Genomic DNA, 19,721 nt, shown 5'->3' on the forward strand with positions numbered 1-19,721 from the left:
CAGTGAACTATCCTGAGAGATAAACGAGTATGTATTCTTTGATCCGTAAAGCCATCTTTTCCCTTGATCCTGAAACTGCCCATGATTTAGTGATTAAATCATTGCATTTAGCGGGTAAATCGCCTTTTCAATTTTTATTGAAGCAACTTTTGGCCTGTCCACAAGGTACGCCTAAGCAAGTGATGGGCATTACCTTTAAAAATCCTATTGGGTTAGCAGCGGGGGCAGATAAAAATGCCGAAGCCATTGATGGATTTGGTGCGATGGGATTTGGTTTTATTGAAGTCGGTACAGTTACGCCTTTAGCGCAAGAGGGAAATGCGAAACCTCGTCAATTCCGTTTAGTGGAAGGGGAAGGGATTATTAACCGTAATGGATTCAATAATTATGGCATTGATTATGCGATTGAGAATGTTAAAAAGGCAAAATTTGATGGCGTAGTTGGGATTAATATTGGCAAAAATAAAGTCACACCGCTTGAAAAGGGGAAAGATGATTACTTATTTTGCTTAAATAAAGCCTATAACTATGCGGATTATATTACGGTAAATATTTCATCACCGAACACTCCGGATTTACGCCAATTACAGTATGGTGATTACTTTGATGATTTATTGCAAAGTATAAAACAGCGTCAAAAAGTATTAGCTGAGCAATATAACAAATATGTACCGATTGCAGTAAAAATCGCACCTGATTTATCCGAGAGCGAACTCGTTCAAATTGCAGATACGTTACTTCGTCATCAAATGGATGGGGTAATTGCGACTAACACGACCATTTCACGCGACAACGTCACAGGTTTGAAAAATGCGGAACAACAAGGCGGCTTAAGTGGAAAACCGTTACAGCAGAAAAGTACAGAAATTATTCGAAGATTGCATCAAGAACTGAAAGGGCAAATCCCGATTATTGGGAGTGGTGGTATTGATGGTGTACAAAATGCACAAGAGAAAATTGAAGCGGGAGCAGAATTGTTACAAGTTTATTCGGGCTTGATTTATCACGGTCCAAGCTTAGTTAAAGGCTTGGTTCAGGCGATTAAGTAAGAGAGAAATAATATGAAAACATTATTTCTAGCCTCTTATTTTGCAGGCGTAGAAAATCTTTTCAGACAATTTTTAAAACAGCATTTTTTATTACATAAAGTGCTATTTATTCCTACTGCTGGTAATGTTGAAAGCTATGTTGAATACATCAATGAGGCAAAAGATATTTTTCATAAATTAGGTTTTGAAGTCGATGTTTTGGATATCGCCCAAGAAACAGAAGAGATCATTAAAGAGAAATTAAATTATACGCCGAGCCTTTATGTTTCCGGTGGTAATACTTTTTATCTATTACAAGAGTTGAAAAGAAAGCATTTATTACCACATATAAAAAAACGAATTGATGAGGGTATGCTTTACCTTGGTGAATCTGCCGGTGCTATTATTACCGCCAGTGACATCGAGTATAATCAAATTATGGATGACAAAAATATAGCTATCGATTTGACCAATTATTCAGCTTTAAATTTAGTCGATTTTGCAATTGTTCCACATTATGGTGAGTTTCCTTTTGAAGAGAGTTCAAAGAAAACTGTTCAGATCTATCAACCCAAATTGAATTTACTCCCTTTAACAAATAGCCAAGCTGTAATTGTTGATGAAGATAATTACACTATTCAAACTAATTTATAGGAAAGCCGATGATCAAATATGATTTACATTGCCACAGTACAGCTTCAGATGGTGTTTTAACGCCTACGGAGCTTGTGCAACGAGCTCATGAGCAAGGTGTCAATGTGCTTGCTTTATGTGATCATGACACCGTGATGGGCATTGATGAAGCCAAACTCGAAGCAGATAAATTAGGTATTGAGCTAATCAATGGCGTGGAAATTTCAACGAATTGGGAAGGCCGTGGCATCCATATTGTCGGATTAAATTTTGATAAAACGCATCCCAAAATGACCGCACTTTTAGCTGAACAAAAATCATTGAGAGAAAAAAGAGCGGTTGAAATTGGCCATAAATTAGAAAAAGCAGGCGTCCCCAATGCCTATGAAGGCGCAAAAGCGTTAGCAAACGGGGAAGTAACTCGTGCGCATTATGCGCGTTATTTGGTACAAATTGGAAAGGTTTCAAATGATGGGCAAGCCTTTAAGCGTTATCTAGGCAGTGGAAAATCGTGTTTTGTCAAAGCTGAATGGGTAGATATTCCAACAGCAATTGATACGATTCATGCAGCAGGCGGTGTCGCAGTCATTGCCCATCCTATGCGTTATAACATGACAGGAAAATGGATTCGTCGACTAATTATTAATTTCAAACAATGGGGCGGTGATGGCATGGAAGTCGCGGATAGTGGTCAAACTAAAGATCAACGTCAATATCTTGCGCGTTTAGCCAATGAATATGACTTAGCCGCCTCTTTAGGCTCGGATTTTCATTTTCCTTGTGGATGGATTGAATTAGGAAAGAATTTGTTTTTACCTGAAGAGGTTAAACCAATTTGGACATTATTTGAATAATAAAGGGCGATCAATCCGCCCTTGTTTTTTATATTTGACTGTTCTCACACAAACCGAGGCTCGCTAGAAATTCAATAAATGCACGAACTTTTGCAGGTAAATGACGACGGTTTGGGTAAACCACATAAATATCTAAAGGTTTTTGTTTATATTCAGACAAAATTTCAACTAACTCACCAGAAGCAAGCGCATCTTTGACAAAGAAGCTAGGTGAATTACTGATGCCCAATCCCGCTTTTGTCATTTCTAACAATGCCATACCATTATTGGAAACCACTTTAGATTGAATTTTATAACGCTGAATTTGATTTGTTTTTGTTGATTGCCAATGCACTTGATTTAATGATGATTTATAAAGTAAACCTTGGTGATATTCTAAATCATCAGGTGTAAGCGGGATACCGCGAGCCTCTAAATAACTTGGAGAAGCAACAAAATGCATAGGGGAGCTACTAATTTTACGTGCAACAAGTGAGCTGTCTTGCATATAGCCGATACGTAATGCTAAGTCATAGCCCTCAGCAACGAGATCAACACGTTTGTCTTCAAATTCAATTTCTACGTGTAAATTAGGATGAAGTTCAATAAATTTAGGCAAGTTAGGCGAGATATAAAGCAAGCCAAAATCACGCGGCACGGAGATTAATAAATTACCTTGTAAGCTTGTTGCCATATTACTAATGCTAGAATCAGCCTCGCTTAAATCTAATAAAATAGCTTGGCAACGTTGATAATAAAGCATACCGGCTTCGGTTGGCACAATTTTTCGTGTTGTACGTTGTAATAATCGTGTTTTTAAATGTTCTTCTAATTGTGAAACTAGTTTACTCGCCATCGCCACAGAAATATTCTGTTGGTTTGCGGCTTGTGTAAAACTTTGCGTTTCGATTACTTTACAGAAAACCGAAATTGCATTGAGTTTATCCATTTATAAATCCTTTTTGAAAAAAAGCTTGATTTTATCGGCGTAAGTTTGCAGTATATCGCCAATTTTACAGAATTCTAGTTATATTTTAGGTAAGCAAATGAGCAAATCTTTAGTGATTGTGGAGTCGCCGGCCAAAGCGAAAACCATCAATAAATATTTAGGTAGCCAGTATGTGGTGAAATCCAGCGTAGGGCATATTTGTGATTTGCCTACAGCAGGGAGTAGCACAGGCGAGAAAGCTAAACCAGTTTCCACTAAAGGATTAAGTGCGGAAGAAAAAAACAAAATTAAAGCAGAAAAAGACCGTGCGGCCTTAGTGAAACGTATGGGAATTGACCCTTATCACGATTGGAAAGCCAATTATCAAATTCTACCAGGCAAAGAAAAAGTGGTAGCCGAATTAAAATCCCTTGCTAAAAAATCCGATCATATTTATCTCGCAACCGACTTGGATAGAGAAGGAGAGGCTATCGCGTGGCATTTACGCGAAGTGATCGGCGGTGATGATAGTCGTTTTAGTCGCGTTGTATTTAATGAGATTACGAAGAAAGCGATAGAAAAAGCATTCCAGCATCCTGCTCACATTAATATGGACCAGGTTAATGCTCAGCAAACCCGTCGTTTCTTAGACCGCGTGGTAGGCTTTATGGTGTCGCCATTATTATGGAAGAAAGTGGCGCGCGGTTTATCTGCAGGGCGAGTACAATCTGTTGCCGTGAAATTGGTGGTAGAGCGTGAACGTGAAATCAAAGCATTCCAACCGGAAGAGTTTTGGGAAATTGAAGCGCTAACCCAAACGAGCAAGAAAGAAGACTTGCGTTTGGATGTGGTGCAATATAAAGGCAAGAAATTTGAGCCGAAAAATGAAAAAGAAGCACAAACTGCGGTCGATTTCTTAAATAAATCACATTACGTTGTCACAGATTTAGAAACAAAACCAACAGGTTCTAAACCAAGAGCACCATTTATTACTTCAACCTTACAACAAACTGCAAGTACGCGTTTAGGTTTTGGGGTGAAGAAAACCATGATGTTGGCACAACGTTTATACGAAGCTGGTTACATCACTTATATGCGTACTGACTCTACTAACTTGAGCCAAGATGCATTAAATATGGCTCGCTCTTATATTGAAAGTCATTTTGGCAAAGATTATTTGCCCGCTAAACCGAATTTCTACTCGAGCAAAGAAAATGCACAAGAAGCGCACGAAGCGATTCGTCCTTCTGATGTAAAAACGCTCGCAGATCATTTAAGTGGTATGGATAAAGATGCCGTGCGCTTGTATGATTTAATCTGGCGTCAATTTGTAGCCTGCCAAATGCCAGCAGCACAATATGACAGTACAACGGTTACCGTAATGGCTGGCGATTATGAATTGAAAGCCAAAGGCCGTATTTTACGTTTTGATGGTTGGACAAAAGTCTTGCCACAATTAGGCAAGAATCCAGAAGACCAAATTTTACCGGCTGTGAGTTTAAACGAAACATTAGCTCTAAAAACGGTTTCGCCAAGCCAACACTTTACCAAACCGCCAGCTCGTTTTACCGAAGCAGCCTTGGTTAAAGAATTGGAGAAACGTGGTATTGGTCGTCCTTCGACTTATGCGGCAATTATTTCGACTATTCAAGAACGTGGTTATGTGCGCATTGAAAATCGCCGTTTCTATGCAGAGAAAATGGGCGAAATCGTTACTGATCGCTTAAATCAATCTTTTACTGATTTGATGAGCTACGATTTCACTGCCAACATGGAAAACGTACTAGACCAAATTGCGTCCGGTGAGAAAAATTGGAAGGCTGAGTTAAATCAATTCTTCAAAGATTTTTCTACTCAACTTTCTACGGCTGAATTAGATGAGCTAGAAGGTGGAATGAAGCCGAATAGCCTTGTACTCACCGATATTGATTGTCCAACTTGTAGCCGAAAAATGGCCATTCGTACAGCAAGTACTGGGGTATTCTTAGGTTGTTCTGGTTATGCTTTACCACCGAAAGAGCGTTGTAAAACAACGATTAATCTCATTCCTGAAGCAGAGTTACTCAATGTATTGGATGAGGCCTCTGAAACCAAAGCCTTAATGGATCGTAAACGTTGCCCGATATGCGGCACGGCGATGGACAGCTACATTATTGACCCTCATCGTAAATTGCATATTTGTGGTAATAATCCAAATTGTAATGGTTATTTGATTGAACAAGGCCAATTCAAAATTAAAGGTTATGACGGTCCGATTGTAGAATGCGACAAGTGTGGTGCGGATATGCACTTGAAACTTGGTCGTTTTGGGAAATATATGGGCTGTACCAACTGTGATAACACCCGTAAGATTTTGAAAAACGGCGAGGTTGCGCCACCAAAAGAAGAGCCGGTTCATTTCCCTGAATTGAAATGTGAAAAATCTGATGCGTATTTTGTATTGCGTGATGGTGCAAGTGGTGTGTTTATGTCAGCCCATAACTTCCCGAAATCACGTGAAACACGACCGGCAAAAGTGGCGGAATTAGCGCTTTATCGTGATCGTTTACCAGAAAAATTACGTTATTTAGCCGATGCGCCACAAAAAGACCCTGAGGGCAATGAAGCGATCATCCGTTTCAGCCGTAAAGAAAAACATCAATATGTGACATCTGAAAAGAATGGCAAAGCCACAAAATGGATTGTGGATTATATTGATGGGAAATGGGTGGAACGGAAAAAGTAGGATGAACGTCACGGTTTATTGCGGTGCGAGTTTAGGTAATGATTCTGCCTATCAGGCTGCCGCAGAAAAATTAGGAAAATGGATTGCAGATGGCCAACATACTTTAGTTTATGGTGGCGGAAAATTGGGATTAATGGGCGTGGTTGCAGATACTGTACTTGCTCATCAAGGCAAGGTAATTGGTATTATTCCTCAATTTTTACAAGACAGAGAAGTTGCACATCCTAATTTGACCAAGACCGTGGTTGTTGAAAGCATGTCTGAGCGAAAAAATAAAATGGTTGAGCTTAGCGATGCTTATATTGCTTTACCTGGCGGGCCAGGCACTTTAGAAGAGATTGCTGAAGTGATTTCTTGGGCGAGAATAGGGAAAAATAATAATCCTTGTATTCTATTTAATGAAAAGGGGTATTTCGATTCATTAAAGTCCTTTTTTAGCCATATGGTGAAAGAAGGCTTTTTTACTCAAGGTGATTTTGAGAAAATTTTATTCTCGAATGATCTTCAAGAAATAGAAAGCTTTATTGAACATTATAAACCTCCAGCATTAAGAACATATTAAAAAAGTGCGGTTAAATTTGACCGCACTTTTTTTATGATTAATGGTGATGATGTTCTGGTTTTGGGGGCAGTTTAGCACGCGCTTTACCAACAGGTAGAATTAACGTTGCGTAATTTGCCGATTGTTGACACACCTTTTGATCTTCAAATGGTTCTTTATGAATCACTTTAAGTTTCCAAACACCTTCAATTAATGGGATAAAGTTAACTTTACCTTCACTGTCTGTTTTACCTGAAAACGCTTGTGGTTCACGGTGAGAGGTTGCCGCTTCCATATCTTTCACAACAAAGGTATCAGACGTTGCGATAATCGTTTCACCCGCAAGCGGTTGGTCTTTATAGAAAATTTGAAGAGGGAAAGCTTCGCCCGCTTTAATTGTTTTTGGATCTTTGAGTGGCACAATTTCAAGTGGTAAACCGATGCGTGTCATCGCCATATCCGCATTCAACGGTTTCTTACCAACAACGGTAAAGGCTTTACCAAACATTTGAGTTTGTTCGCAATAGAATGCATTTGGTGTGCCTTGTAAGTTATCCATTTTCCAACCTTCATTATTTTGTGACCAGAAAGTTGGTTTATAAGTTGCCGTTACCCAATATGAACCGTCTTTTAACGTTTTTTCTGATTGATATTGGTAGTTTTCACCTTTTTGTACTAATGTTTGCATTTCACCATTTTGATTGATGAGTTCCATCGGGGGAAAAATAGCAAGACGTTTTTCAGGAATTTTTTCAACGTAAGGGTAGTCACCATAAGCTAAATCAGCTTTTAAAACAGAATTGGAAGCAACTAGTGCCGGTGTTGCAACCCAAACTTCATGAGCTTGTGCGAGCGCAGAGAAACCAAGTAGTGCTGCAATTAATGTTTTTTTCATTGTCTTTCCTTTTTAATCAATAAATCAATTTATAGAAAGTCTTCGATAGGGCGGACGAGTATAACGAAAAAGAAATGATGAGACGAATGGAAAAAGTTGATTTTGTGAGGAACTTCACATTTTTTTAACAAAAAAGTGCGGTCATTAAAATGATTGTTTTTTTGGACCGCACTTAATTTTAAATTAAAGGCTAAATTGGCTTATTTTTTAGAAGGTTTAATAGCTAATAGGTTACAGCTTAATTTACTAATCACATGTTCCGCTGTATTACCTAATAACGCTGCAGATAAACCCGTTCTTCCCACTGTACCTAAAATCACTAATTCAGCTTCAATTTCTTTCGCCACTTCAGGAATCACTTCTTCAGGGAAACCTTCGCGTACGTGGGTATGATCTTCATCAATACCAAATTTTTGACGTAAGGCTTTCATATTGATGAGATGTTGGCCACGAATGCCATTTTCATAACCTGAGGTATTAAATTCAGGTAAATCAATCGCCATATTAATTGGCGCAACAGGGTAGGCCGCCACTAAATGTACGTTACCACGATTTAAGTTCTCCGCTAAACTCATCCCTGTAGAAACTAACTCTTGGTTGAATTCATCTTGATATTCTTGTTCACCCGATACATTCACTGCGATTAAAATGCGGCGTTGATGTTTCCAGTCACCATCACGCACCATTAATACTGGAATTGGACATTTACGTAGTAATTGCCAATCTACTGGTGTGAAAATCAATGAAGTAAAACTTTCTTCATCTTTAGTGTATTTTACCACGAGGTCGTATTGATTCTTTTCAACCTCTTCACGAATTGCATCCGCTTCATTGCTGCTCCATACAATGTGAGATTCAAATTCAATTTCCGGATCGGCATATTTATCTAAATAAAATTGCACAGCTTGACGTTGTTGTTCAACGGCTGTTTCATGCATTTGGCTACGTTCTTCCGAAGAAAGAAGTGCAGACATTTCATAAGATAAGTCATAGACACTCAACAAGGTGGTGATTTTTACTTTTGTTTCATTTTGTTGTTCTTTAACAAGACGAACGGCACGAGCGAGCGCATATTGTTTTTCGTTATCAGGGTTAAGTACAACAAGAATATTATTAAATTTCATAAAGCCTCCAAGATATGAGATATCAATAGGATAGAAAAGATTTTAAGTGATGACAAGAACCTATTATAAAAAAAGTGATTTTGTACAAGTTTTTTATCTCAAATACTAAAAAAGCGTGAAAACTCACGCTTTTTATCTATTCCACTAACTGGATTTTGGTTTTATGTACACCAGTTAAATCAATCAAGGCATTAATATCATTAATGGTAATATATTTACCTTGAACAGAGAGTACACCTAATTTTTGGAAACGACCAAGCAGACGACTGATCGTCTCAACTGTTAGGCCGAGGTAATTACCAATATCGCTGCGAGTCATGGTTAAACGGAATTCTTTTGCAGAGAAACCACGAGCAGAATAGCGTTTAGATAGGTTATGGATAAATGCGGCTAAACGTTCTTCAGCATTCATTTTAGACAGTAATAAAATCATTTCTTGATCGCTTTTGATTTCACTACTCATTAAACGCATAATTTGTTGACGAAGCTTAGGCATTTTGCCGGATAGGTCATCTAAGATATCAAAGGGAATTTCACATACCATTGCCGTTTCCAATGCTTGTGCAAAACTCGGATGTTGCATATTCGTGATCGCATCGAAACCGACTAAATCGCCTGGTAAGTGGAAAGAGGTAATTTGTTCTTCACCGGCTTCGCTAATGGTATAAGTTTTAATGGTACCGGAACGAATCGCATAAATAGAATTGAGCGTGTCGCCCGCTTTAAAAAGGACTTGAGATTTTTGTATAGGCTTTTTACGCTCGATGATGTTATCAAGCTGATCGAGCTCATGTTCGTTCAATGTGAAAGGAATACAAAGTTGACTAATGCTGCAATCCTGGCAGTGAATCGCACAACCACCAGATTGAACTCTGCGCCCTGATTTGGTTTCTGAAACGAAATTCTTCATTAGTTCCTCAAATCGATAAATATAGTGTAAAATTGATCTAACGCAATTATTCTACCACTAAATAGTCAATTTAAGAAGTTATCTACGAGTAAATAGGTATGGCAGCAGAAAAATTAACCAAAAAACGTTTAATACAAATTATTATCATGTTGATTATTTTGGTCAGTGCATTTGTTTGGCGATATATATTGCAATAAGTGTGGTCAAATTTTTCATTATTTTAGAGTATAAAAAAGAGCCACGATTTTGTGGCTCTTTGTTTTAAAGTTTAAGTCAGATTACCATTCGTAACCGACACCTGCACCCACAGTAAATTGACCGCGAGTATCTGCAGCACCGTTTACGTTGGTTGACCAATGACCGTTATCAGAGTTACGAGATGCTTTAATTGCAATTGCACTTTCACCGCGGTGATGAGCAACCCCAGTTGACACCATGCTCTTGCCATCTTTACGTGCAGATGGAGCAGAAGCGATTGCAGCAACACCAGCAATACCAGCACGAGTTTTGCGATCAACTTTGTTCACTTTATTATCAACATAACGTTTGTTTGCTGCATCAGTTGGGGCTTTTGGATCCGCAACGTTAGTGATGTTTTTATCACCTGCATTAATGCCATTCTGATTGATTTGAACGCTTGAATTATTGACAGTGTAAGAATCCGCTTTGATGTCTTTTGCTGTGCTAACAGTATAAGTTTTCACTTGGTTAGCATCATCATAAGCTTCTTGTACATTAATATTGTCACCCGCTTTTACTTTTACGTCAGACGTACGCACACGAATATTATCAATACGCGCTTTGTTTTTGCCTACTTGGTCTGCAACCATATAGAGTTGAGAACCGTTGATAGCGTCGGTAGAAGTAGCAGAAATTTCACCTGCACCTACGTTAATAATTTGGCGTGTATGTGGCGTAATGGTTACTGTACGGCCTGGGGTTGAGTGATCTGGCGGCGTGTAAGTTTCAGTTTTGTCTGAACCAACAGAAACAACAGCCACAGGCGTGTTGCCTGCAAAACCACTATATGTAATACCGTTAACTGTTGCAGTCGTTTCTTGTGTTGCTGAACGTGTAATTGTGCCAGAGCCTAAAGCAACAGAGTTATCATCTTTTGCATAAGAGTCTTTGGATAAGGCTACACTTTTTTCGCCTTTAGCATTAGCTGAATCGCCTAGTGCAGTAGACCATTTACCTGTAGATGTTGCTGAGGCACCAATAGCAACAGCTGAATCACCTGTGACGGTTGAATCGTTACCAATCGCTACAGCTGAATCGCCAGAAGCAACAGAACCTGTACCTACAGCTAATGAACTTTCTCCCTCAGCTTTTGCTTTTGAACCAAAGGCATTGGCATTTTGTTTTGATGCTTTAGCTGATTCCCCAATAGCTACTGTTTCAGCTGCTTCAGATTTAGCACTTGTACCAATTGCAATTAAATTTGCAGGTTTATTAGAATTTGCTGCTGCAGGATTTGTGACTTGTGCTTTAGCTCCTGTACCAATTGCAAGTGTATTTATGCCATCAGCAGTAGATTGAGTACCAATAGCTGTAGAGTTTTCACCATTTACATTATTGTTATTACCTAGAGCTAGAACTTCTTTTCCTAAAACGACATTATTTAAACCAAATACGCTTGCTTTACTTGTGTTTTTATCTACAACAACATCTTTTTCTGGTGTACCTGTTACACGTTGAGCACCAACTTTATTGTGAGCACCAAATCCAAGAGAATGATCGGCATAAACTTTGTTATCATCACCAACACTTTGGGTAAAATGACCATATGCATCATTCCCATCACCAATCGCATTTGCTTGTTCACCTTTCACCACATTTTGATTACCGATGGCAGAACTTGAACCTTGGCTTTCTTCAGCTTCAGCAGCTGGAATAGAATAGATTTGGTTTTGCTGACCAATAGCTGTATGTCCAGGACCTTTAACGTTAGTCGCTTCTATTGTTTTGTTTGCATTAACAGCGTCTTGTGTCGTGATATTCAGAATGTTTCCATCAGCAGCATTCGCTACAGCAACATTCACCCCCATAATTAATGCCGTGATAGCATTAAATTTAAAATTTTTCATAATGTCCTCGCTTGAGTTTCTTCTTTAATTACATAAATGTGATAAAGAATTTCATTAGAGTAGTGTAAATATACATAAATACTATAATAGGACGCATTGAAGAATGGATTAACTATATGATTTGTAATGTCTTATTAGAGATTGCAAATGTCATTTTCTCTATTCAGTAAACGATTGCGTACCCAGACAACGATTATAGATAGGTTTTTTTGTATAGAAAAGTAAATGAGTATGGTTATTTTGTAAAGGATTGTAAATTTTGTTTGAATATTGTTCGATTATTAGAAAATATATTTCCTTATTTTAGTTAAGGATATTTTAAATTTAAAAAGTGCGGTCAATTTGCAAGAAGATTTTCAAGATTGACAAAAAATCCTGTATAATCTCAAAAATTTTTTGTTCAATTTTAAGCTTTTGTAACCGAATGATCGAAACCTCACAAACTATTCCTGAACTCGTCTCATGGGCGAAAGAGCGGGAATTTTCGTTAAATCTGCCGACAGAGCGCTTGGTGTTTTTGCTGGCAATCGCCATCTATAACAACGAACGTTTGGACGGTGAGATGCTAGAAGCCGATTTAGTGGATATTTTCCGCCATACAGCCAATGCTTTTGACCAATCAACGGATGCGATTGCCACCCGTGCCAATAATGCTATCAATGAATTGGTGAAACAGCGTTTTCTTAACCGTTTCAGCAGTGAATTTACTGAAGGCCTTTCCATTTATCGTCTCACCCCACTAGGTGTTGGCGTATCAGATTATTATATTCGTCAGCGTGAATTTTCTGCATTGCGTCTTTCTGTACAGCTCTCTATTGTGGCTGATGAAATTCAGCGTGCATCCGATGCTGCAGAAGAAGGTGCAGCAAAAGGGGAGAATGAGCACTTTTGGCGTCGTAATGTATTTGCACCATTAAAATACTCAGTAGCAGAGATTTTCGATAGTATTGATTTATCACAACGTGTGATGGATGAAAATCAGCAAAGTATTAAAGAAGAAATTGCGAATTTACTTACCAAAGATTGGCAGGCAGCAATTTCTAGTTGTGAACGTTTATTAGATGAAACTTCAGGCAATTTACGTGAGTTACAAGACACCTTAAATGCAGCAGGTGATAAATTACAGGCACAATTATTACGTATTCAAGATTGTGTAATTGGCCATGATGAGCTGTATTTTATTGAACAATTAATCACCGATTTACAATCCAAACTTGACCGCATTATTAGCTGGGGGCAACAAGCCATCGATTTATGGATTGGTTATGACCGTCACGTGCATAAATTTATCCGTACCGCCATTGATATGGATAAAAACCGCGTATTCTCACAACGTTTACGTAACTCTATTCACAGTTATTTCGATCATCCTTGGTTCTTGTGGACTGCTCAAGCGGAACGTTTGGTCGATCTGCGTGATGAAGAAATGGTATTACGTGAAGATGATGCATTGGGTGAATTACCTGAAGAGTTGCAATATGAATCTTTAGCTGATCTACATGATCAAATCGTCGAACATATGCAAGGCTTATTAATTCAATACCGTGAAAATAATCGTCCAATTGATTTAAGTTTAGTCTTAAAAGAACAATTAGAGGCTTATCCGCTTTCACGTCATTTCGATGTGGCACGTATTATTGTGGATCAAGCTGTGCGTTTAGGTATGGCAAATGATGATTTAGCCGGTATTTATCCGCAATGGCAGGAAATTAACGATTACGGCGCAGAAGTACAAGCGCATGTGATTGATAAATATTAATTTCGTGGCTTATCCAAAAACGAATTCATAAAATGAGAAATTAACCATGACAGATATTCAAGATGTAATTTCCCCGAAATTGGCAAATGCCATTGCTAACCCTATTTTCCCGACAGTGGACAGCTTATTACGTTCAGGTCGCCATATCAGTACCGACCAATTGGATAATCATGCTTTTTTGATGGATTTCCAAAATGAATTGGACGGCTTTTATCGTCGTTACAATGTGGAATTGATTCGTGCTCCAGAAGGCTTTTTCTATTTACGTCCGAAAGCCACGACTTTAATTGCCCGTTCAGTGCTTTCTGAATTAGAAATGTTGGTTGGGAAAGTGCTTTGTTATTTGTATCTAAGCCCAGAACGTTTGGCACAGCAAGGTATCTTCAGTACGCAAGAAGTCTATGACGAATTACTCAACTTAGCGGACGAAGGTAAATTATTAAAAGCCGTCAATCAACGTTCCAGTGGCTCGGATTTGGATAAACAAAAATTAGCTGAAAAAGTGCGTGCAGCGATCGGTCGTTTACGCCGTTTAGGCATGATTCATACCGTGGGTGAACAACACAGCGGTAAATTTACTATTTCTGAATCAGTTTTCCGTTTTGGAGCTGAAGTACGTTCCGGTGATGATCCACTAGAAGCGCAAGCACGTTTAATTCGAGATGGGGAAGCTGCAACACCGCAATCTCTCGAATTGGAAAAACAAGCAAAAGCGGCAAGTCATGCTGATGATATCGATGATGAAGAAAGTGCGGTCGAAATTGATGAAGAATTTGATGATGCAGGAGAACAAGAATAATGTCTGATGTATTAGAACTTGAAAACGAAATCTATCAAGACGAACCTGAGCAATCAACCGAACAGGTTGAAGAAGAATTTATTGCTCCTGTATTAAACCAACATAATGGGGTAGAACGTGGTAAATTCCGTTCACTAACCTTAATTAACTGGAATGGTTTCTTTGCACGTACCTTTGATTTAGATGAATTGGTGACCACACTTTCCGGTGGTAACGGTGCCGGTAAATCAACAACCATGGCAGGTTTTGTCACAGCATTAATTCCAGACTTAACCTTATTGCATTTCCGTAATACCACAGAAGCAGGCTCTACAGGCGGTTCGCGTGATAAAGGGTTACACGGTAAATTGCGTCCAGGTGTGTGTTATGCGGTATTAGATACCATCAATTCTCGTCACCAACGAATTCTCGTGGGGGTGCGTCTGCAACAAATTGCTGGTCGTGATAAGAAAGTGGATTTAAAAACGTTCTCAATTCAAGGTGTAGAATTATCCTTAAATCCGACCGCACTTTTCACTGAAACAGTCGGTGAACGTCAAGCGCGCGTACTCAATTTAAATGAATTAAAAGACAAAATTGAAAATCTTGGTGCGCAATTTAAACAATATCATTCCATCACCGATTATCACGGCATGATGTTTGATTTAGGTATTATTCCAAAACGCTTACGTAGTGCCTCAGACCGTAGCAAATTCTATAAATTAATTGAAGCTTCTTTATACGGTGGTATTTCTAGCGCTATTACCCGTTCTTTACGTGATTACCTATTGCCAGAAAACCTTGGTGTGCGTAAAGCATTCCAAGATATGGAAAGTGCATTACGCGAAAATCGTATGACCCTTGAGGCAATTAAAGTTACGCAATCTGATCGTGATTTATTTAAACATTTAATCACCGAAACCACTAATTATGTGGCATCAGATTATATGCGTAATGCCAATGAACGTCGTGGCAATATTGAAGCGGCTTTAGGTTTCCGTCGTGATTGGTATAAAGCAAAAGCAGAGCAAGAGTTATCACAACATCGCTTAATTGACTTAAGCCGTGAAGCAGCTGAATTAGCAGAAAATGAACGCACTTTAGAGGTTGATCACCAAAGTGCGGCTGATCATCTGAACTTGGTATTAAATGCATTACGTCATCAAGAAAAAGTATCGCGTTATCAAGAAGATGTGGCTGAGCTTACAGAAAAATTAGAAGAACAAAAAATGGTTGTGGAAACCGCAACCGAACAGCTTGAAGAAAGCCAAGCACAATTTGAGCAAACTGAACTTGAAATAGACCAAGTACGTGCACAACTTGCGGATTATCAACAAGCATTAGATGCACAACAAACCCGTGCATTGCAATATCAACAAGCGATTGCCGCACTTGAAAAAGCGAAAACCTTATGTGGTTTAGCGGATTTAAGCGTGAAAAATGCGGAAGATTATCAAGCGGAATTTGCAGCCCATGCAGAAAGTCTAACCGAGCAAGTGCTTGAGTTAGAGCATAAGATGTCAATTTCTGAAGCAGCTAAATCTCAATTTGATAAAGCCTATCAGTTGGTGTGTAAAATTGCTGGAGATATGCCACGTTCAAGTGCTTGGGAAAGCGCTAAAGAATTATTGCGTGAATATCCAACACAAAAAATTCAGGCACAACAAACACCTCAATTACGTGCAAAATTACATGAGTTAGAGCAGCGTTATGCTCAACAACAAAGTGCGGTTAAATTATTGGCTGATTTTAATCAGCGCGCTGATTTATCTTTAGAAACCGCTGATGAACTCGAAGCATACCACGCTGAACAAGAAGAACTCATTGAAAGTTTGAATGAAGAACTTTCAGAGCAAGTGGAAAACCGTTCAACCTTACGTCAAAAACGTGAAAGTTTAACAGCACTTTACGAAGAAAATGCTCGTAAAGCACCAGCTTGGTTAACTGCTCAAGCCGCTTTAGAACGTTTACAAGAGCAAAGTGGTGAAACCTTCGAGCATAGCCAAGATGTGATGCATTTTATGCAATCACAATTGGTGAAGGAACGTGAACTGACTATTCAACGTGACAATTTAGAAAAACAGCGTCAACAATTAGATGAGCAAATTTCTCGTTTAAGCCAACCAGATGGTTCAGAAGATGCCCGTCTGAACGTGCTTGCAGAACGTTTTGGTGGGGTATTGCTTTCTGAATTATATGATGATGTACCAATTGAAGATGCACCTTATTTCTCGGCACTTTATGGTCCTGCCCGTCATGCTATTGTTGTGCGTGATCTCAACACGGTACGCGAACAATTAGCTAATTTAGAAGATTGTCCAGACGATTTATATTTAATCGAAGGTGACCCAAATGCCTTTGATGACAGCGTACTTTCAGCTCAAGAGCTTGAAATGGGTGTTGTGGTGCAAGTGTCTGATCGTGAATTGCGTTATTCAAAATTCCCGCAAATTCCATTATTCGGCCGTGCTGCACGTGAAAAACATTTAGAAGAATTACAAGCTAAACGTGATGAGATTGCGGAAGAATATGCACAAATTGCCTTTGATGTACAAAAATGTCAACGTTTACACGAACACTTTAGTCAATTTGTTGGCTTACATCTAGCGCTTGCGTTCCAACCAAACCCAGAAGAGGTGATGGCGGAAATCAATCAAGAACGCAATGAAATTGATCGTGAGCTCAATCAATTCTCAAGCACAGAACAACAAATTCGCATTAAATTGGATAGTGCTAAAGAAAAAATGCAATTGTTGAATAAGTTAATGCCGCAGCTTAACTTACTTGCTGATGAAGAATTACTTGATCGCATTGAAGAATGTCGTGAACAATTAGACATTGCTGAGCAAGATGAAAGCTTTATTCGTCAACATGGCGTTGCATTGTCACAATTAGAGCCGATTGCAAATACTTTACAAAGCGATCCAGAAAACTATGAACGCTTAAAAGCTGATTTAACCCAAGCGGTTGAACGTCAAAAACAAGTACAACAACGTGTATTTGCTTTAGCGGATGTAGTGCAACGTAAGAACCACTTCAGTTATGAAGATGCGGGTCAAGCGGAAACCTCAGAGCTTAATGAGCAACTTCGTCAACGTTTGGAACAATTGCAGTCACAACGTGATGCTCAACGTGAACAATTACGTCAAAAACAAAGCCAATTTGCACAATACAATCAAGTATTTATTCAATTGCAAAGTTCTTACGACAGTAAAAATCAATTGTTGAAAGAATTAATTGCTGAGATTAGTGAATTGGGCGTACGTGCTGATGAAGGAGCAGAGGAACGTGCAAGAAATTGCCGTGATGAGTTGTATCAACAACTTTCAACTATCCGTCAACGTCGTTCTTATGTCGAAAAACAATTAACACTCATTGAAAGTGAAGCGGATAACTTAAATAAACGTATTCGTAAAGCAGAACGTGATTATAAAACTCAACGTGAATTGGTTGTAGCTGCGAAAGTCAGCTGGTGTGTGGTTCTGCGTTTATCTCGCAATTCTGATGTGGAAAAACGACTCAATCGCCGTGAGTTAGCTTATTTATCTGCTGATGAATTACGTTCAATGTCGGATAAAGCCTTAGGTGCGTTACGTACTGCGGTGGCTGATAATGAATATCTCCGCGATGCATTGCGTATTTCTGAAGACAGCGGTAAACCGGAAAACAAAGTTCGCTTCTTCATTGCGGTATATCAACATCTTCGTGAACGTATTCGTCAGGATATTATTAAAACGGATGATCCGATTGATGCAATTGAGCAAATGGAAATTGAGCTTAATCGCTTAACAGAAGAATTGACTGGCCGTGAGAAAAAATTGGCGATCAGTTCTGAAAGTGTGGCGAATATTATGCGTAAAACCATTCAACGTGAGCAAAACCGTATTCGTATGTTGAACCAAGGTCTACAAAACATTGCCTTCGGTCAGGTAAAATCGGTACGTTTAGTGGTCAATATTCGCGATACACATGCGATGTTACTTGATGCGCTATCAGGTAAACAGGAAGAATATCAAGATTTATTCAGTGATAATCGTATTACCTTCTCTGAAGCCATTGCGAAACTTTATCAACGCATTAACCCGCATATTGATATGGGACAACGCACAGCACAAACTATCGGTGAGGAATTATTGGATTACCGTAATTATCTCGAGCTAGAAGTTGAAGTATTCCGTGGTGCGGATGGCTGGTTACGTGCTGAAAGTGGCGCATTATCGACAGGTGAAGCGATCGGTACGGGTATGTCCATCCTATTAATGGTTGTACAAAGCTGGGAAGAGGAAGGCCGCCGTATTCGCGGTAAAGACATCGTGCCATGTCGTTTACTATTCTTGGATGAAGCTGCGCGTTTGGATGGTAAATCCATTTCCACCTTGTTCGAACTTTGCGAACGTTTAGATATGCAATTACTCATTGCTGCGCCAGAGAATATCAGCCCTGAAAAAGGGACAACCTATAAACTGGTGCGTAAAATTGCCGGCAACCAAGAACAAGTTCATGTGGTTGGTTTGCGTGGCTTTGGCGCAACAGAGTAGTTTTTTAAAGCGGTCAAAGCAATTGGCCGCTTTTTTCATGGTTATTTTTATGAGAATTTAGGACGAATTATGCACAACCTTATTTTTGCCATTCTATGTAGTGTTGCCGTATCAGTATTACTCAAAGTTGCTCGCAAGAAAAATATTATTATTGAACAAGCAATTGCGTTTAACTATATTGTCGCCATTTCATTAAGCTATTTCTTGCTCAAACCTGATTTTAAAGGATTAGAATTTACCGAATATTTAGCACAAAGTGATAGCACACCTATTTTCCTGGCATTAGGTATTTTATTACCAACCGTATTTATTATTATGTCTAAAGCGGTTGAATTCGCTGGCATCGTACGTTCAGATGCAGCACAACGCTTATCGCTATTTCTACCGATTGTTGCGTCTTTTATTATCTTCCATGAAACATTAAGTCAGCCCAAAATCGTTGGCATTATTTTAGCATTCATTGGTTTATTCTGTATCTTGAATAAATCGAATGAACAAAGTGCGGTCACTTTTAAAGGTATTTTAGGCTTAATCGGTGTTTGGTTTGGCTATGGCACCATTGATATTTTATTTAAACAAGTGGCAAAAAGCGGGGGAGCATTCCCAACTACATTATTCATCACTTTCTCATTAGCCGCTTGTGTCATGTTCCTGTATTTATTCCTAAAACGCACTCAATGGACTGTGCCAAGCTTTATTGGTGGAATCATTTTAGGTGTATTGAATTTCTTCAATATCCTGTTTTACATTAAAGCGCACCAAAGTTTCGGACAAAATCCAACCTTAGTTTTTGCGGGAATGAACATTGGTGTTATTTGTTTAGGCACCATCACCGGCGCATTTTTCTTTAAAGAAAAAATCAGCCAAATAAACTGGTTTGGCGTATTTATCAGTCTTTCAGCAATTTTCTGTTTATATTATTTAGATAAAATTTTGGCTTAA

Annotated in this window: 14 protein-coding genes; 9 read left to right on the forward strand and 5 right to left on the reverse strand. The window is 38.8% G+C overall.

Annotated elements, in window-relative coordinates:
- Window positions 1-29: 29 nt before the first annotated feature.
- The 3 genes from pyrD to rnm are packed head-to-tail and all read left to right on the forward strand — an operon-like array spanning window position 30 to window position 2,515.
- Window positions 30-1,049 (forward strand): quinone-dependent dihydroorotate dehydrogenase, encoded by a 1,020-nt coding sequence (pyrD, locus tag AC979_RS06500; protein WP_049373431.1) that lies wholly within the window; start codon window positions 30-32, stop codon window positions 1,047-1,049.
- A 12-nt stretch (window positions 1,050-1,061) separates the two neighbouring features.
- Window positions 1,062-1,682 carry a Type 1 glutamine amidotransferase-like domain-containing protein gene (locus AC979_RS06505; protein WP_049373432.1) on the forward strand — a complete coding sequence of 207 codons (621 nt, stop codon included), beginning with the start codon at window positions 1,062-1,064 and terminating at the stop codon, window positions 1,680-1,682.
- Between the two features lie 8 nt (window positions 1,683-1,690).
- Window positions 1,691-2,515 (forward strand): RNase RNM, encoded by an 825-nt coding sequence (gene rnm / locus AC979_RS06510; protein ID WP_049373433.1) that lies wholly within the window; start codon window positions 1,691-1,693, stop codon window positions 2,513-2,515.
- Between the two features lie 28 nt (window positions 2,516-2,543).
- On the opposite strand, the gene AC979_RS06515 is transcribed toward rnm, so the two are convergent.
- Window positions 2,544-3,443 carry a LysR family transcriptional regulator gene (locus AC979_RS06515; protein WP_049373434.1) on the reverse strand — a complete coding sequence of 300 codons (900 nt, stop codon included), beginning with the start codon at window positions 3,441-3,443 and terminating at the stop codon, window positions 2,544-2,546.
- 97 nt (window positions 3,444-3,540) lie between these two features.
- Between AC979_RS06515 and topA the strand changes: the two genes are divergently transcribed.
- Together topA and AC979_RS06525 are read left to right on the forward strand one after the other, a co-directional pair.
- Entirely contained in the window at window positions 3,541-6,147 is a 2,607-nt protein-coding gene (topA, locus tag AC979_RS06520; protein WP_049373435.1) for a type I DNA topoisomerase, read from the forward strand.
- A 1-nt stretch (window position 6,148) separates the two neighbouring features.
- A complete protein-coding gene (locus AC979_RS06525; protein WP_049373436.1) occupies window positions 6,149-6,709 on the forward strand; it encodes a TIGR00730 family Rossman fold protein in 561 nt (186 codons plus the stop codon).
- Window positions 6,710-6,746: 37 nt separating this feature from the next.
- On the opposite strand, the gene AC979_RS06530 is transcribed toward AC979_RS06525, so the two are convergent.
- The 4 genes from AC979_RS06530 to AC979_RS06545 all read right to left on the reverse strand — a co-directional run bounded on the left by AC979_RS06530 (window position 6,747) and on the right by AC979_RS06545 (window position 11,704).
- The gene (locus AC979_RS06530) at window positions 6,747-7,583 is read right to left on the reverse strand and encodes a DUF4198 domain-containing protein (RefSeq protein WP_049373437.1); all 837 of its coding nucleotides are present in this window, start codon (window positions 7,581-7,583) and stop codon (window positions 6,747-6,749) included.
- Between the two features lie 200 nt (window positions 7,584-7,783).
- Window positions 7,784-8,707 carry a universal stress protein UspE gene (gene uspE, locus AC979_RS06535; protein WP_049373438.1) on the reverse strand — a complete coding sequence of 308 codons (924 nt, stop codon included), beginning with the start codon at window positions 8,705-8,707 and terminating at the stop codon, window positions 7,784-7,786.
- 136 nt (window positions 8,708-8,843) lie between these two features.
- The gene (locus AC979_RS06540) at window positions 8,844-9,617 is read right to left on the reverse strand and encodes an FNR family transcription factor (RefSeq protein ID WP_049365484.1); all 774 of its coding nucleotides are present in this window, start codon (window positions 9,615-9,617) and stop codon (window positions 8,844-8,846) included.
- Between the two features lie 278 nt (window positions 9,618-9,895).
- Window positions 9,896-11,704: a YadA-like family protein gene (locus tag AC979_RS06545; RefSeq protein WP_049373439.1), complete on the reverse strand. Its 1,809-nt coding sequence runs from the start codon at window positions 11,702-11,704 to the stop codon at window positions 9,896-9,898.
- A 424-nt stretch (window positions 11,705-12,128) separates the two neighbouring features.
- Here AC979_RS06545 and mukF point away from each other — a divergent pair, with 424 nt between their 5' ends.
- From mukF to AC979_RS06565, 4 genes are all read left to right on the forward strand, one after another.
- The gene (gene mukF / locus AC979_RS06550) at window positions 12,129-13,463 is read left to right on the forward strand and encodes a chromosome partition protein MukF (RefSeq protein ID WP_049366584.1); all 1,335 of its coding nucleotides are present in this window, start codon (window positions 12,129-12,131) and stop codon (window positions 13,461-13,463) included.
- Between the two features lie 46 nt (window positions 13,464-13,509).
- Window positions 13,510-14,262, forward strand: coding sequence for a chromosome partition protein MukE (gene mukE / locus AC979_RS06555; RefSeq protein WP_049373440.1), 753 nt, complete (start codon window positions 13,510-13,512; stop codon window positions 14,260-14,262).
- Entirely contained in the window at window positions 14,262-18,779 is a 4,518-nt protein-coding gene (gene mukB, locus AC979_RS06560) for a chromosome partition protein MukB (protein ID WP_049373441.1), read from the forward strand. The genes mukE and mukB overlap by 1 nt, the downstream gene beginning before the upstream one ends.
- 69 nt (window positions 18,780-18,848) lie before the next feature.
- Window positions 18,849-19,721 (forward strand): DMT family transporter, encoded by an 873-nt coding sequence (locus AC979_RS06565; protein ID WP_049373442.1) that lies wholly within the window; start codon window positions 18,849-18,851, stop codon window positions 19,719-19,721.

Source organism: Parahaemophilus parainfluenzae, from assembly GCF_001053575.1.
In the GTDB taxonomy this organism is placed as follows: Bacteria; Pseudomonadota; Gammaproteobacteria; order Enterobacterales; family Pasteurellaceae; genus Haemophilus_D; species Haemophilus_D parainfluenzae_S.